Source organism: Alteromonas lipotrueae (assembly GCF_019249215.1).
GTDB lineage: Bacteria > Pseudomonadota > Gammaproteobacteria > Enterobacterales > Alteromonadaceae > Alteromonas > Alteromonas lipotrueae.
Genome location: NZ_JAESDI010000001.1, coordinates 28,273 through 44,239, shown reverse-complemented (window position 1 = coordinate 44,239; position 15,967 = coordinate 28,273). Strand labels below are relative to the sequence as shown.

14 protein-coding genes are annotated in these 15,967 nt (G+C 45.3%); 7 read left to right on the top strand and 7 right to left on the bottom strand.

Annotated features, from left to right (window positions below):
• Nucleotides 1–184 precede the first annotated feature (184 nt).
• The gene (locus JKP82_RS00225) at nt 185–604 is read left to right on the top strand and encodes a tellurite resistance TerB family protein (protein ID WP_218395397.1); all 420 of its coding nucleotides are present in this window, start codon (nt 185–187) and stop codon (nt 602–604) included.
• A gap of 133 nt (nt 605–737) precedes the next feature.
• Here JKP82_RS00225 and nhaD read toward each other — a convergent pair whose 3' ends face one another.
• From nhaD to JKP82_RS00195, 6 genes are all read right to left on the bottom strand, one after another.
• Complete coding sequence (gene nhaD / locus JKP82_RS00220) at nt 738–1,982, bottom strand: sodium:proton antiporter NhaD (RefSeq protein WP_159529701.1); 1,245 nt, start codon at nt 1,980–1,982, stop codon at nt 738–740.
• Nucleotides 1,983–2,318: 336 nt separating this feature from the next.
• Entirely contained in the window at nt 2,319–5,438 is a 3,120-nt protein-coding gene (locus JKP82_RS00215; RefSeq protein ID WP_218395395.1) for an efflux RND transporter permease subunit, read from the bottom strand.
• The gene (locus JKP82_RS00210; RefSeq protein ID WP_373996580.1) at nt 5,431–6,477 is read right to left on the bottom strand and encodes an efflux RND transporter periplasmic adaptor subunit; all 1,047 of its coding nucleotides are present in this window, start codon (nt 6,475–6,477) and stop codon (nt 5,431–5,433) included. The genes JKP82_RS00215 and JKP82_RS00210 overlap by 8 nt, the downstream gene beginning before the upstream one ends.
• Nucleotides 6,478–6,606: 129 nt before the next feature.
• Nucleotides 6,607–8,367 (bottom strand): ABC transporter transmembrane domain-containing protein, encoded by a 1,761-nt coding sequence (locus JKP82_RS00205; RefSeq protein WP_159529705.1) that lies wholly within the window; start codon nt 8,365–8,367, stop codon nt 6,607–6,609.
• A 380-nt stretch (nt 8,368–8,747) separates the two neighbouring features.
• The gene (locus tag JKP82_RS00200) at nt 8,748–10,025 is read right to left on the bottom strand and encodes an O-acetylhomoserine aminocarboxypropyltransferase/cysteine synthase family protein (RefSeq protein WP_159529707.1); all 1,278 of its coding nucleotides are present in this window, start codon (nt 10,023–10,025) and stop codon (nt 8,748–8,750) included.
• Nucleotides 10,026–10,303: 278 nt separating this feature from the next.
• Nucleotides 10,304–10,786 carry an arsinothricin resistance N-acetyltransferase ArsN1 family A gene (locus tag JKP82_RS00195; protein ID WP_218395393.1) on the bottom strand — a complete coding sequence of 161 codons (483 nt, stop codon included), beginning with the start codon at nt 10,784–10,786 and terminating at the stop codon, nt 10,304–10,306.
• Nucleotides 10,787–10,991: 205 nt separating this feature from the next.
• Here JKP82_RS00195 and JKP82_RS00190 point away from each other — a divergent pair, with 205 nt between their 5' ends.
• The 5 genes from JKP82_RS00190 to rplS all read left to right on the top strand — a co-directional run bounded on the left by JKP82_RS00190 (nt 10,992) and on the right by rplS (nt 14,438).
• Entirely contained in the window at nt 10,992–12,299 is a 1,308-nt protein-coding gene (locus JKP82_RS00190) for a M20/M25/M40 family metallo-hydrolase (protein WP_159534433.1), read from the top strand.
• A 201-nt stretch (nt 12,300–12,500) separates the two neighbouring features.
• Entirely contained in the window at nt 12,501–12,752 is a 252-nt protein-coding gene (gene rpsP, locus JKP82_RS00185; RefSeq protein WP_013784900.1) for a 30S ribosomal protein S16, read from the top strand.
• A 24-nt stretch (nt 12,753–12,776) separates the two neighbouring features.
• Complete coding sequence (gene rimM, locus JKP82_RS00180; protein WP_159529711.1) at nt 12,777–13,298, top strand: ribosome maturation factor RimM; 522 nt, start codon at nt 12,777–12,779, stop codon at nt 13,296–13,298.
• The gene (trmD, locus tag JKP82_RS00175; protein ID WP_013784898.1) at nt 13,299–14,060 is read left to right on the top strand and encodes a tRNA (guanosine(37)-N1)-methyltransferase TrmD; all 762 of its coding nucleotides are present in this window, start codon (nt 13,299–13,301) and stop codon (nt 14,058–14,060) included.
• Between the two features lie 18 nt (nt 14,061–14,078).
• On the top strand, nt 14,079–14,438 hold the full coding sequence (gene rplS, locus JKP82_RS00170) for a 50S ribosomal protein L19 (protein WP_013784897.1): 360 nt from the start codon (nt 14,079–14,081) through the stop codon (nt 14,436–14,438).
• A 46-nt stretch (nt 14,439–14,484) separates the two neighbouring features.
• On the opposite strand, the gene JKP82_RS00165 is transcribed toward rplS, so the two are convergent.
• On the bottom strand, nt 14,485–14,748 hold the full coding sequence (locus JKP82_RS00165) for a hypothetical protein (RefSeq protein ID WP_218395391.1): 264 nt from the start codon (nt 14,746–14,748) through the stop codon (nt 14,485–14,487).
• A gap of 354 nt (nt 14,749–15,102) precedes the next feature.
• On the opposite strand from JKP82_RS00165, the gene JKP82_RS00160 reads away from it, so the two are divergent.
• Nucleotides 15,103–15,966, top strand: coding sequence for an alpha/beta hydrolase (locus JKP82_RS00160; RefSeq protein WP_258544310.1), 864 nt, complete (start codon nt 15,103–15,105; stop codon nt 15,964–15,966).
• The last annotated feature ends 1 nt before the right edge of the window (nt 15,967 follow it).

The window sequence follows — 15,967 nt, the reverse complement described above, 5'->3', positions numbered from 1 at the left end:
GGACTATAATAATAACAGTTGTTTTACATTAATTTCACATGTTGAACTTAATTGTTCATGGTGGCGTAATATAGCTGTCAACGAGTAGGAGCAACATTAAAACTCTCGTGAGAAACAATAAACTGCCTAGCAGGATGCGGGCAAGTAGTGGTGCCAATGCGTATGGCACGAAGAGGATGAAACTATGCAACTTTCACAGCAACAAACCTTTAATCAAGCACTTATCAAATTGTCAGTACTACTTTACCAAGTAGACGGTATGGTGACGTTATCCGAACAAGACTATCTCAATTCAATGGTTGAAGAATTAGACTGGCAAAGCCCAATTTGCCGGGAAGCTTTCTTGAACGATACGATTTATCAAACTAGACAAGCTATTGATACTGGCGATGAGCTTAAGTTCATGCGAGCGCTAAAAGATGACCTATCTTTTGACGCGGAAAAAACCTTGGAGGTCGCCATGGCAATCACAGGCGTTGATGGAGAGCGAAGTGAAGCAGAAACAGAGCTATTATCGGTACTTACCCATAAACTATTGGCAAAAGCATTGATAGCAGGCAGCAGTGCACTGCCCAATCAGGTTAATAGCCAAGCTCCGCACTAACTGCCTAGAGCTGGTTAAACACTTAGAGCTTAGCTAGACGCCAAGTGCTCAGCGAGATGCAATATACACAAGTTACTAACCGTCGGTAGCAAAGCGTGGGATCACTGAATAGTGTTTTCACTACTTGGCCTTGCTAGTACAACGCATTAGCTAACAGCAATACCATAGTGTAGCCAACACTATAAGCAAGAAGTAATAGGGCAGAGTAACGTAGGAAGGTAGCGAAAGTTAGCCCTTCCACTTTACTCATGGCCACAATACCTGCTGCCGATCCTATGACTAATAAAGAGCCACCCACACCCACCGCATAAGTGAACGATAACCACTCAGGTGTCGTCATGGCTATTTCCGCTTTTAACAACGCTGCGGTTAAAGGTACGTTATCTATCATAGACGATACTATCCCCATCAGATAATTAGCTACGCTCACAGGCAGTGAATCGTATAAATACATAAAGCCGTTAAGTGCGTGAATATGTTCCAACATGCCTACAAGCAATAGCACACCTAAGAAAAACAACAGGGTGTCGAATTCAATATAACGAATGTAGTTGAGTATGGGGTCGTTGTCGTTGTGTTTTCCGTTGAGCGTTGCCACCATAAACATAACCGCCATACCGGTTAAAAAGCTAAGTACAGGCGGAATGGAAAACATGACATTAGCGGCCAGGGTAAATATTATGGTCGCAAGAAATATGGCGGCAATCATGTAATCAACCGTTGCGATATCATTTCGCTGTTTCTTAATTCTTACTTCGCCAGTAATGCCAATACTAAGCAATGCTGCTAGCAACATCACGGTGATAAAGGATGGGACTATCAGCATGAGCAGTTCGGTAATAGACACTTTGTGTTGCAGAAAAATCATCAGCGTTGTGACATCGCCGGTAATCAATGATACCCCACCTGAATTAACGGCGAACACCACCAAAACGGAAAAGCGGATGGTCTGTTTTAATGGCAAGCCCAAAGACAGCACTAACGCAATTGATACCAGCGTTGCTGTAATGTTATCGGCTAATGAGGAGAAGCAAAAACTGAAAATAGCAGTAAAGAACAGTAATGCTTTTAGGCTGATTTTCTCTGGCATCACAATATTCATCACATTTTCAATTAAGCCTTTTCGGTTTAAATACGCCACGAATGTCATCGCTGCCACCAAAAATAACCATAATGTGGAAATTTCGGTGAAGTTACTCATTAACGCGTCATTGATGTGCTTAGTCTGAGAAATAGACGAAGAAAATATAAACAGAAGTAACCAAGAAATAGTGCCTAGTAATAAGGTAGTTTTGGCTTTGTCTATATGAATGAGGTCTTCAAAGATAACGCACAGTAGTGCAAGAATGGCGATGACAATGAGTGCCACGTCTAACATGGTGTCGATTCCTAGCAGCAATTTTTATTCGCGCGGATTGTAAGAGTAAGAGAGTAAAATAAACAGTGAGATAGGCATGAAAGCCCCATTTTTTGGGATGTTTTAACTATCAGTGTGATAACTTTTTGCTATCACCTATGGAAAAGTGAAAAAGTGAAAAGTGAAAAAGTGAATTACCCATCACATAATCGGCGACAATTATAAGCATGATGAAGCTTAAATAGTGCAGCGGTTATAAGCCGCTGAGTTATAAAAAAGCCCCGTTAAAAACGAGGCTTTTAAAAGATACTTTAGGTACAGAGGAGTAAGCGAATATTCACGCCGTCTGTATTGGCCTTAACTTACACTGGCTTCTTCGCGCAGTTCAGCCTCTCGCATTTCCCCTTCTAACCGCTGGCTTTCATCGGCGCGAGGTTTAGTAAATCGGGCTAATGCAAGATATAGCACTGGGGTTAGGTATAAGGTAAAGACTACCGCAATGCCTAGCCCACCAAACACAACCCAGCCAATAGCATTTCGCGCTTCAGCACCAGCACCGGTTGAAAGTATAAGGGGCAAGCCACCTAATATTGTAGACACTAATGTCATCATAATGGGGCGAAGGCGAACGCGACCCGCTTCTATAATGGCATCGTAAACGCTGTAGCCTTTGTCGCGTAACTGATCAGCAAACTCAATAAGTAAGATGGCATTTTTCGCCAGCAGACCTATTAGCATCACCAAGCCAATTTGCGAGTAAATGTTAATGCTTGTACTGGTTAGGTATAGGGCATAAATAGCCGCAGCAATACCGAAGGGGACCGTCAACATAACCACAACGGCTGAATTCACACTTTCAAATTGCGCTGCCAATACTAGCAGTACAATAATAAACGCGAGTACATAGGTGAGGGCGACTTGCTTAGATGTTTCTTCATAGGTTTGTGCTTCACCTAAGAATACCAACCCCATGCCATCTGGTAACGTTTCGTTGCCAAGTTCACGAATACTGTCTACCACATCGCTTAAGGCTAAGTCTTCTGGTAAATCCATTTCGATATTGATGGCACGGCGCTGCGCTTGGCGTTCAAGTTCTGCCGCCACACCTTCTTCTGTAATAAATGCGACACTGGATAATGGCACTAGGTTGCCGGTACTGCTTTTCACATATAGGTTAGTCAGATCTGATGGGTTAATAGAATTTCTATTATTAGTTTGCAGCATAATAGGAATGGCTTGGTCACCCACGTTTAAATCAGCAATATCATCACCGTTAACCGCAGCGCGAAGGGCGCTGGCAATATCAGGTAGTGGCACACCTAATTCCTCTGCTCGTCGCCTATCTATATTAACTCGCATTTGAGGCTGCGTAGGGTCGTAGCTTATTTGCGGCCTACCTACTTCAGGTAACGCATTCTCTATCTCGTTAGCAAAAGCCAATGCCGCTTTATGAATATTTTCATAAGTATCGCCAGTGAGTGCCAGTTCTAGTCCACCACCTTGGCCACGTAAATTAAGGCTGTTTCCACCAAAGGCATTGCCCGGCGCACCTGGAATGGCTTGCAAGCCAGGGCGAATTTCACCCACGATGTCTTGTAGCGACTTGTCGCGGTCATCCCAATGTTTAAGCGGAACAGTAATAAATACAATGTTAGGATCCCACTGTCCCACTACTGTGTAAATAGAGTCTATGGTGCCGTTTTCCACATAAGGGAATAGCATTTCTTCCATCTTCTCGGCCTGTCGGTCCATGAAGTTCAAGCCTGCACCATCGGGCCCACGAGCAAATATACGAATAGTGCCTCTATCTTCACTTGGCATTAATTCATTATCGATATTTTTTGCCAGTAAATACGCACCACCGCCAGCCAATAAGCTTAGTATGCCTACCGCCCACGCATATTTTAGCGCGACCACTAATGACTTTTGATACATCCGTAAACAGGCGTGACCGAAGCGGCCAAAGGTGGCATCGAAAAAGCCCGACTTCGTCGATTGCTTTTTCGAGAGCCGAGCGGTAAGCGCGGGTACTAACGACAAAGCAACAAACGATGAAATAATGACTGCTCCCGCTAGCACGCCGCCGAATTCTCTGAATAAGCGCCCTGCGGTAGATGGCAAAAATGCGATAGGTATAAACACCGAGGCTAGTACTGCCGTGGTAGCAATAACCGCAAAAAATACTTCACGGGTACCAATAACCGCGGCTGCCCGAGGACCAAGCCCCATAGCTCTTCTGCGCTGAATGTTTTCAGATACCACAATGGCGTCATCAACAATCATGCCTGTGGCAAGGACTAGCGCCAATAAGGTTAGGATGTTAACCGAAAAGCCCATGGCCCAAATAATACCTAACGCACCTGCAAGTGAGACCGGGATACTCAGTGCTGGCACAATAGTGGCGCGCCAAGAGCCAATAAACACTAATAAAGTAAGAACAACCAAGGCTACGGTAAGACTCAACGACACTACTACTTCTTTTACCGAATCTCGAATAAATTCGGCGTCGTCAGACGTCACTACAATCTTCATATCCGTAAAGCGTTTGTCTAAGTCTTTCACCATAGAAAGCACTTCATCTGAAATTTCAATGGTGTTCGAACTGGCTTGGCGTATAACGCCTAAGCCAATAACAGGCCGGCCATCAAGTCGAACCATACTGCTGGAATCGGCAGGGCCAAAATACACACTAGCGACGTCGCTGATTCGTATATCACCTGAAACGACAATGTTACCTACATCTTCAGCACTGACTGATGTAGCGTCTGCTCGCACAATTAAGGCTTGATCGGAAGATTGAATACTGCCTGCTGGCACATCAAAAGGCGCGAGTTCTAATGCGCTGGCAATTTCGGCCATCGATAGCCCAAAGCTGGTTAAACGAAGGGGGTCAACGGATACCCTAAGTACACGTTCTCTGTCGCCACTCATGCTGACATCCGCCACCCCAGGAATGCTTAAAAAAAGCGGAGCGACATCGGTATCAACACGCTCAGTTAGGGTTTCCATGTCTAGGGTTTCACTTGAAATCGCAAGGCTTACCACCGCTTGCGCGTCACTGTCTGCACGAATAATAGCAAGCTCTTCAACGTCATCCGGTAGTTGTCGTTGAACGCGACTCACTGACTCTCGGGTTTCGTTGGCGGCATCTTCTAAGTTGACGCCAGCGCGAAACTCTACCCTTATTCTTGCTGAGTTTTCTTCACTTTGTGCGGAAATATTCTTTACGCCGCTAACGCGGGCTACTGCGCCTTCTAAGCGACTGGTGACCTCTGCATCAACGGTTTCCGGTGACGCACCTGGGTAGGTGGCGGTCACCGTAATTCTTGGTGTATCTACATCGGGGAGTTCTCGAACTTCTAGTGCACTTAATGCCGATAAACCGGCAATCGCAATAAGTAAGTTAAGAACAACAATGAGTACTGGCCGTCGAATTGATAACGAGGGGAGATCGTTGGTTACAGGCGTGTTACTCATTGGAGGGGCCCCCAACCAATTCCGTCGTAATGTCTTGTCCATTTCGAAGACGCTGCACGCCCTCAGCAATTAGCGTGTCTCCTTCGCTAATGGCGCCAGACACTAAAATTGCACCGCGTAAACGTTGATGAACGTTTACATCGACACGCTTCGCCTTTCCAGATTCTGCAAGCCAAATGTACGCGCCAGTGGCACCCCACAATAACGCGGCTTCTGGAATAGCAGCATAGCGGTCGCCTTTAATGCTTAAATTTACCCGAAAGCTCATACCAGGGCGGAATTTGTCTGCAGAGTTGTCTAACAGCGCGCGGGCACGTAAGGTACGATCAGCTTCGTTAATGCGTGAGTCAATTTGTGCAATTTCGGCCTTAATAGCCACTTCGCGATCGCTCCAAGGTTCTAACGTCACATCCGGCGCGTTCATCAGCACAGGTAAAGCCGCTTCTGGGGCTTTGAAGTTAATGTAAAGCTTACTTCTATGGTCAAGCGTGGTGATTAACGTTTGTTCATTTATTCTATCGCCAACTTCAATGTCAGTAATGCCAACAACGCCATCAAAAGGTGCTTTTATAAAACGGTCATCTAAGTCGACAATGGCTTCTTCTAAAGCAACCTCGGCTAGGTCACGCTGGGTGCGTGCAAGATCAAGCTCACTGATGGGCACCGCGCCTTGGGCATGGCTAGTAACAAGCCTATCAAGCGTGCGTTGTGCATCTTTAAGGGTTAGTTCGGCTCGTTTTACTGCAACTTTCTGCCTACGGTTGTCTAGCTTTATTAATACTTTCCCAGCTTCAACCAGTTGGCCAGGAACAAAATTGACTTCTATGACCTCGTCGGCAACGGCAGGGTAAAGTGCAATAGAGCGGAGCGCCTCGGCACTGCCCACCGCTTCCACTTTTCGGGTTTCATACATGAAAGAGACCGGTTCAGTCACGACTAACTTAGCTTGTTTGTCACCCATAAATTGGCTGTAAGCCGGTACACTTGTCAGCGCCAATACTACACAGCACGCCGATACCCTCGCGTATCGGGAGATCATATTTGTCATTTTTTTTCCGAAATCTTTTAGTTTTTATTTTTTTAGTGATGATAATTAGTGGCTGTTTTTGCGTTCTTTTTTCGCCACTTAACACAAGCAAAATTCTAGTGCTATAGCACCATAGGAGGCTTAGCTAAGCAATTGCAGTTCAGCGTATTCTCTGTACAGGGTATCGCTTTTCATTAACTGTGTGTGTGTACCGATACTGACAATGTTGCCTTTATCCATCACAACTATACGATCAGCATGTTGAACGGTGGCAAGTCGATGTGCGATAACAATACTGGTTTTGCCTTCCATTAAACGGTTCATTGCCTGTTGAACCATACGCTCACTCATGGCATCTAGCGCACTTGTTGCTTCATCTAAAAGAAGGATAGGGCGATTGGCTAATATTGCACGGGCTATGGCGATGCGCTGTTTCTGCCCGCCAGAAAGCTTGATGCCACGCTCCCCCAATTGAGTGTGATAGCGATTTTCCAGATTATCGATAAACTCATGGGCAAAAGCTTTTTTGGCCGCACTCATTACTTCGTCATCCGTTGCTTTGGGGCTGCCATAGCGAATGTTTTCCATTACGCTATTGGCGAATACCACAGGCTCTTGGGTAACAATGGCAATATGTTGGCGCAAGCAGCTTAGCGGCATGCCGATAATGGGAGTGTCATCAAAAGTGATTTCACCGCTAGAGGGGTCGTAAAAACGCATCAGCAATTGGAATAGAGACGACTTTCCAGCGCCACTCGCTCCCACTAAAGCAAGATTCTCACCGGCTTTAATATTTACGTTTAGGTTGTTAAATAAAGGCTTAGTACCGGGATAACCAAAGCTCATGTCTTTAAACGCAATAGCAGGCGCTACCTGAGGTACTTGCGATGAAGCCGAATGTTCAGACAGCGAGGTCACTTCTGATGTTGCATTCAGTAGCTGATAAAGGCGTTCGCTTGCGCCTACGCCTCGTTGCACTTCACCAATTACTTCACTCACAGTGGCGATACTGCCACCTGCCATCACCGCGTAAAATAGAAAAGCAGACAATTCCCCGACGGTCATTTTGCCTTCTAATACTTGGCGTGCGCCTACCCAAGCAATAAATATAATGGCTGTCATGCTCAAGCACATAATGCAGCCAATTAATAAAGAGCGGTAATGGATACGATGCTTGGCCGCATCCATGGCAGACTCTACGCGAGATGAAAAGTGGGCACGTTCTTTGTCTTCTGCGGTATACGCTTGAACCGTCATAATTTCATGCAGGCTTTCATCTATGTGCGAGCCTAAATCTGCCACCTTATCTTGACTAATTTTAGCGAACTTGCGCACTTGCGGTGCCAACACTTTGATGGGGACAAGTACCGCGGGTACTGCAATGATGACGCAAAAGGTAAGTAGGGGACTCGATATTCCCATTAGCACCAACGCGCCAACAAATGTTACTACCGAGCGAAGCGTCATTGATAAGCTCATGCCCACCACAGTTTGAATGACCGTCGTGTCGCTGGTGAAGCGTGAAATAACCTCACCGGTTCTAAGCTCTGCGAAAAACGATGGGGGAAGTGAGAGCAAATGAGAGTAAACCTGATTCCTAATATCGGCACTGACTCTCTCGCCCAACCATGTCATCAAGTAAAAGCGGGCATAGGTAGCAATGCAGGCAATCAACGTTATCACCAGTACAATAACCGTGGCCTGGTTTAAGGTTTCAGAGGCGCTTTCAACAAAGCCACTATCGATGGCGTATTTAATGCCTTGTCCTAGCATTAACCATGCTATAGCGGCAGTAAACAAGGCGATAATGGCCCCAGCGACACGTGTTTTGTATTGGCTTAAGTGTGAACCTATCCACTGCAGTACTTGTTTTGTTGACACTTCATTTAACGGTGTTGCCAAAATAACCTCTTTTAAATTTTTAACCGGGTAAAGCGACGTTACGGAAAACCGTATCTAATTTGCGCTATCGATGTGTTCGACCATTGGTCGAGAACGATTAACCGATAAGACTATACGCTGAATAAGGAAAAGTTGATTTATTCATGCGACTACAGTTGCAGTAAATCAGGTGGGTGGAGCCTTGCTTGTACCTTACTGACACAGACTAAATTAAAAATTTGTTAGACAATCCGAAAGTGAGGAAAAGACACGAGTCAAGGAACAAACGGCGGAATAAAGAGAATAGGCAAGACGCCGGGGCTCCATTTGAAATCCAGAACCCCGACATACCTAAGTGCAATTAAGCGCTTTAAAATACAAAGCGTAACTGCTTCAAGTGTTTAGCTTTGGCTAGCGATAAGCGCTTGCTCGATGTCAGCCACAATATCGTCGATATGTTCGATACCTACCGAAATACGCACCATATCTTCACTAACACCGGCCGACGCGAGTTCTTCAGCATTCAATTGACGGTGTGTTGTACTGGCAGGATGACATGCTAAAGACTTTGCATCACCAATATTAACCAAGCGTAAAATTAGTTGTAGGGCATCGATAAACTGAGCGCCTGCTGGCAACCCACCTTGAATACCAAAGCTAATAATACCGGCCGCTTTACCGCCACAAATGCGTTGGCAGGTTTCAAAGTGTTCACTATCAGGCAGGGCCGCATAGTTAACCCAGTTCACTGAAGGGTGTTTTTGCAGGAACGCAGCTACTTTTTCTGCGTTTTCGCAGTGACGCTCCATGCGCAACGATAAGGTTTCTAAACCTTGCATAATATTGAACGCACTTTGTGCTGAAAGCGCTGCCCCCGTGTTTCGAAGAGGAACGACACGACAACGGCCAATATACGCGGCAGGGCCAAGGGCTTCGGTGTAGGTAACACCATGGTAGCTTGGATCGGGAGTGGTCAGCATACTGAATCGCTCTGGCTGAGAAGCCCAGTCAAAGTTACCTGAATCAACAATAATACCGCCAACAGTCGTACCGTGACCGCCAATATATTTGGTTAGCGAATGTATGGCGATATCAGCCCCATGGTCGAACACCTTGCAGAGAATAGGCGTGGCTACCGTGTTATCAACAATTAAAGGCACGCCTGCGGCATGTGCAATATCGGCCCATCGTTTAATATCAACTACGTTTCCTGCAGGGTTGCCAATAGATTCGCAAAATACCGCTTTCGTATTTTCATCAATGGCGGCGGCAAGGCCTTCGAAGTCATTGGCTTGTACAAAGGTCGTTTGAATACCTTGGCGAGGAAAAGTATGCGCAAATAGGTTGTAGGTGCCACCGTATAACTGCCCAACACTAACAATATTACTTCCCACTTCTGCGATAGCTTCAATGGCGTAGCGAATAGCGGCCATGCCAGAGGCTACAGCTAGGGCGCCCACACCACCTTCCAATTCAGTTAAACGCTGCTCTAACACCGCGTTTGTCGGGTTCATTATTCGGCTGTAGATATAACCTGGTACTTTAAGGTCGAACAAATCAGCGCCATGCTGTGTATTATCAAAGGTAAATGAGGTGGTTTGATAGATAGGTGTGGTTGCCGCTTTGGTGGTTTCTTCGCTAGTATAGCCTGCGTGTAATGCAATGGTTTCTGGTTTCATTGAACATACCTTAAAAGTTAATTTGGATTTTAGACGTTTAGACGTCTACCTAAAGTAGTTCAAAAATCGTTCCTTGAGAAGCATTAACGTGTAAGTTGTAAATAAAAAGTTATCACTCAATACGCAGATCACCACATAGGCTTCTATCAAGCATGCATATTGACAGTATTAAATGCCCTTTTCAGTTTGGAATGGGCCCTAAGAGCCGACAGACTCAAAAATGAATTATTGGAAGAAAGTTACATGGGGCAAGCTATTAGTTTGCTTGATTTTGAATATCACAAAAGCTTCTCGACTATAACGACGTCAAGCCATTTACCATCTATTTTACCATGGCGCTGATAAATACCGACTTCTCTAAACCCCAATTTCTCGCATAGAGACAAACTGGCGTGGTTAAAGGTAAATATTCGTGAAAGCACTTTATTAAACCCCCCACTTTTCGCCGCGCTTAATAACGCTGAAAGTAATTTTGTTCCTAAACCTTTACCCTTGGCTTCGTCAGCAAGGTAAATAGAAAATTCGGCAATCGTTTTATAGCAATCGCGATCGCTGTATTTAGACAGTCGGGCAAACCCGATAACGTTGTCTTTTTCTATACCAACAATTACAGGGTATCTACTTTGTTCTGCTAACCAATTCTCTATATCCGTTGGCGTGCGCATAGAAGTGTCAAATGTCGCACTACCTGACTGTATTCCCTTATTGTAAATAGCGCATATCGCATTAACGTCTTCTAACGTGGCGTTTCTTAATTGCATGGTATTTCATTGTGTTAAGTTACATGTGAATTATCATATGTATAATTTTAGGCGTGTCAATAAGTTGAGTAAACGCATTGCTAAAGGGGAAGGTAGGTCACTGGGGTTCATTTCCTTAAAGAAAGCAATATGGACATTATATCGCTGTCGAATTACTCTCGTTACTCTTCCATTTTCCATCGACTTGCAAAGGATGACATCAGTGATGCAACACATAATAAAATCTACCCTACTTATTAGCCTTTTATTTTTATTCAGTCATACCACTTTGGCGAATACCACTATCGAGAAAGAAATCGCACAGTACATCGATAAAAATTTGGCTAAGTCGAAAGCGATGTTGGAAAAAACGGTAAATATTAACAGTGGCACCATGAATTTCGACGGTGTTAAAAAGGTGGGGGCTATTTATCAAGCTGAATTCGATGCAATGGGTTTTGATACCCAATGGGTTGATGGAAGTAAATTTAATCGCGCGGGTCATTTAGTGGCAAGTTATGGAAATTCGGGGCCGAAAATTTTAATGATAGGGCATTTAGATACAGTATTTGCTAAAGACGATGCATTTCAAAATTACAGCGTTGTAGATGACAGCCATATTGCAGGCCCCGGTATTACTGATATGAAGGGCGGTGACGTAATTATTATAGCTGCACTGCAAGCGCTGAAAGCCTTAAATTTGCTAGATAATGTGAGTATTAAGGTAGTGATGACGGGTGATGAAGAAAGTAGTGGCCGCCCACTTTCGTTATCTAAGAAAGCTTTGGTTGATGCGGCAATATGGGCAGATATCGCGCTGGGGTTTGAAGATGCCGATGGCGATATTAAAACCGCTGTGGTTGCTCGTCGTGGCTCTATAGGCTGGCAGCTAGATGTGGTAGGTAAGCCTGCGCACTCATCACAAATATTTACCGACAATGTGGGCTATGGCGCTATTTTTGAAACTGCTCGTATTTTAAATAGCTTTCGTGAGCAATTAGCGGGCGTAGGCAATATTACCTTTAACCCTGGCCTTATCGCGGGTGGTACGGAAGTGCAAATACAGCCCGAAAACTCCATTGTTCAAGGCTTTGGTAAAACTAATGTGGTGGCCAAAGAAGTGACCGTGAAAGGGGGCATTCGTACCTTAACCTCTAATGAGCTAGCAAAAGCTAAAAAGGTGATGCAAGACATTGTAGCAGACAACCTTTTACATACATCGGCAACCTTAACGTTTGCCGATGGTTACCCACCAATGTCACCGACCGATCAAAACTATGCGTTGTTGAAAATGTATAGCGATGTGAGTGAATCTTTAGGTTATGGCCCTGTTGCGCCAGTAAATCCGCGAAACGCAGGCGCAGCTGATATTTCATTCGCTGCAGATCATGTAGACATGGCAATTGATGGCTTAGGGTTAATGGGGGACGGTGGGCACACCAAAGATGAAGTGGCCGATATGTCTACTTTTGCGCAAAACATGCATAAAGCCGCTATTTTAATTTATCGCTTAGGTGAGAGTTATACCCAATAACACTACGCACAATGTGCTTTATCTGCACTAATATCATCTTATTGGCAAATAGGGATGCATAATCCCTATTTAACCCGCATTTATACTTGCATTCACACCCCATATCCGTATAATTCGGCGGCCTTCTCTTAGGCGCTTAATTTATAGGCGTTGAAAGAAGGCTTAAGTTAACGGTAACGCTACAACGAGTTTGAGGCATTTATGGTTACTATTCGTTTACAGCGTGGTGGCGCGAAAAAGCGTCCATTTTATCAACTAGTGGTGGCTGATAGCCGTCGTGCAAGAAACGGTCGTTTTATTGAAAACGTTGGTTTCTTCAACCCAACTGCACAAGGTCAAGCAGAGCGTTTACGCGTTGACCTAGAACGTGTTGATTACTGGGTTGGTGTTGGCGCGAGCTTATCTGAGCGCGTAACTAGCTTGGTAAAAGAAGCTAAAAAATCTGCAGCGTAAGTTGCAATTAACTGGTGAGTATAGATGAGTTTAGCGTCTGACATTGTGGTTGTTGGCAAAATCGGTGCACCTTACGGTGTGAAAGGTTGGGTCAAAATCAACAGCTATACACAAACACCAGAAGGTATTTTTGAGTACTTGCCTTGGTTCCTTGGCGAAGAAAACGAATACCAAATTGACCAATGGCGAACGCATGGTAAAGGCCTGGTAGCAAAGATTGTTGGTGTAGATAGCCGAGATGATGCAGAACGCATCAAAAACTTGGATATAAACATTAGCGCTTCGCAACTTCCCGATTTAGGGGACGATGGTATTTATTGGCGCGAGCTCACTGGCATGAAAGTGGTAACTACGCAAGGTTACGACTTAGGTGTGGTGAAAGAAGTATTTAATACAGGTGCCAATGACGTGGTTCACGTTAAAGCGAATGTAGGCGATGCTTTTGGTCAAAAAGAAAGATTAATACCTTTTGTGTTCGACGACGTTGTACAAGAGGTAGATCGGGAAGCGAAGGTCATTAAAGTTGACTGGGATCCGGGGTTTTAAGTGACACCGGAAAAATGGTTCGGGGTAGTTAGCCTGTTTCCAGATATGTTCGCGCCATTCACCCAGCAGGGTGTAATCGGCAGGGCAGTTAAGTCTGGTAAATTATCGGTTGATACCTTTAACCCCCGCGACTTTACTCATGACCGCCATCGCACAGTTGACGATCGCCCCTATGGTGGCGGACCCGGCATGCTGATGATGGTTAAACCGCTTACCGATGCTATACAAGCTGCCAAGAAAGTTGGTGGCGAAAACAGTAGCGTGATCTACTTATCACCCCAAGGGAAACCCCTTGACCAAGCAGGCGTTCAACGTCTTGCTGGCATTGACCGTACGATTTTAATCTGTGGTCGATATGAAGGAATTGATGAGCGCGTAATCGAAAGCCATGTAGATGATGAAGTCTCCATTGGTGATTACGTTCTAAGTGGCGGTGAACTGCCGGCAATGGTCTTAATGGACGCAGTTGCCAGATTAGTTCCCGGCGTGTTGGGGCATAAAGCTTCAGCAGTTGAAGATTCCTTTACCGATGGTCTTCTGGATTGTCCGCATTATACGCGGCCAGAAGTACTAGATGGTCAATCGGTACCTGATGTGTTGTTAAGTGGTGATCATGAAAAAATTAGGCAGTGGCGATTAATGCAGTCTTTGGGTAGAACCTTACTGCGTCGCCCTGATTTGTTAAATCACCTAGCTCTGACTGAGGAGCAGCAGCGGTTATTGGAAATATTCCAAACGCAGTTGCAGCGAGATGACAGTTAACTAGGACGAGAGGATATGATGAGCAAAGTCAGTCAAGATATCATCAAGAAAATTGAGCAAGCACAGCTTAAATCTGATGTTCCAGGGTTCGGCCCGGGTGACACAGTAGTTGTTAAAGTTCGCGTTACCGAAGGTGACAAAGAACGTCTTCAGGCTTATGAAGGTGTTGTTATCGCTAAGCGTAACCGTGGTCTGCACTCGTCTTTTACCGTACGTAAGATTTCTAGCGGCGAAGGCGTTGAGCGTGTGTTCCAAACACACAGCCCGGCTATCTCTTCAATTGAAGTTAAACGCCGCGGTGCGGTTCGTCGTGCTAAGCTTTACTATCTTCGTGAACGTTCAGGTAAATCTGCACGTATCAAAGAAAAGCTTAACTAAGATTACTAATCCTTGCGTTATTGTTAACTTCGAAAGAGCCCGCTTATTAGCGGGCTTTTTTGTGTCTGCAAAAAAGCGGGAGAGAAGCGGTGTAGGTGCCAATGACTCGCCGTAAACCCATCCATGGGGGCTCTGCCAGCGCGTCCTGCGCTGGAAGGTCATCGGCACCTACACCGCATCCCTCCGGTCGCACTTTGTAGCATGAGTTGGTTAGGGGAAGGGCTTTGTGCGCCTCTGAAACCCGGCGTAAACCCATCCATGGGGCCTTCGCTACAGCATCCATGCTGTAGAGAGTTTCCGAGGCGCACAAAGCCCTTCCTTCTGAACAGCCGGTTAAGGCTCACCGTTGAATATTAATATTAGTCGCCAGTAGAAGTCCACGTGAAACGAGGCGCGAATCCATCTATGGAGTTTTCGCAATAGCTCCATGTTGTGGAAGGCTTCTGATGAGGGCGACTCCCGCTCCTATAAACGCTGACCCGTACCATGAAGTAGTGCGTCATAAACCCATCCGTGGGCGCTATGTCAGCGCATCCATGCGCTGGAAGGTCACTGCCAACTACATAGCATTCCGGATTGTATTCCTTGGTGTTGACACAATTGCTCAATGCGCATTTGCGAGATAAGATGTTGAAAATAGATAATGAAAACAATGAGTGGCCCCATGCGATTGCGTTTTTTCTGGGTAATAACGGTGTTTGTCTTGAGTGCTATGGCTAGTACCAAAGCAAATGCTGACGTTGAATTCAAAATACCTAGAAGTACTGTTGTGGAGCTTCAAGACACTAAATCTAGCCGAACTTACCCTATTTTTATCAAGTTGCCGAAAAGCTATCGAGCTAATACGAAAGCGTCTTACCCGGTCATTTATTTGTTGGATGGTTCGTATGCATTTCAGGTTGTGTCAGGGGGAACACGATTTCCCATGAATAGCGGTGTAATGGAACAGGCTATCATCGTGGCCATATCCTACTCTAAAGGGTCTAAAGGCGCCTCTAGTCGCGTTCGTGACTATACCCCTTATCTTGCTGAAGACTGGAAGCTTGAAACTGGCAAAGCGGGGCAACATGCTGACTTTATCAATGACACGGTATTTACCTACATGGAGAATAACTATCGCGTGAAGGGAATGCATAGAACGTTAGTGGGAAATTCTTTAGGTGGGTTGTTTAGTGCCTATGTGCTTTTTACCCGTCCAAATATGTTTAGTAGTTACATTATTGGCAGCCCATCGGTATGGTTTCGCGACAATGCCATTTTGTCTGAACCGGTTGTTAAACCTAAAACGCCAGTTAAGGTCTTCCTTGCTGTAGGCGAATTAGAACGTCCCGAATATGGTGAAAGGCAAAATATGGTGGAAGGAGCACAAAAACTAGCTCAAAAAATAACGCAGCAGAATGATAATCAGGTAAATTTGAAGTTCACACTCATTGGTGAGGCCACTCACGCTACGGCGTTTCCCACCACAACAATTCAGGGGGTAGATTGGCTTTACGCAAGCAAACCACACGTGAAAGCGCAGCAGTAAG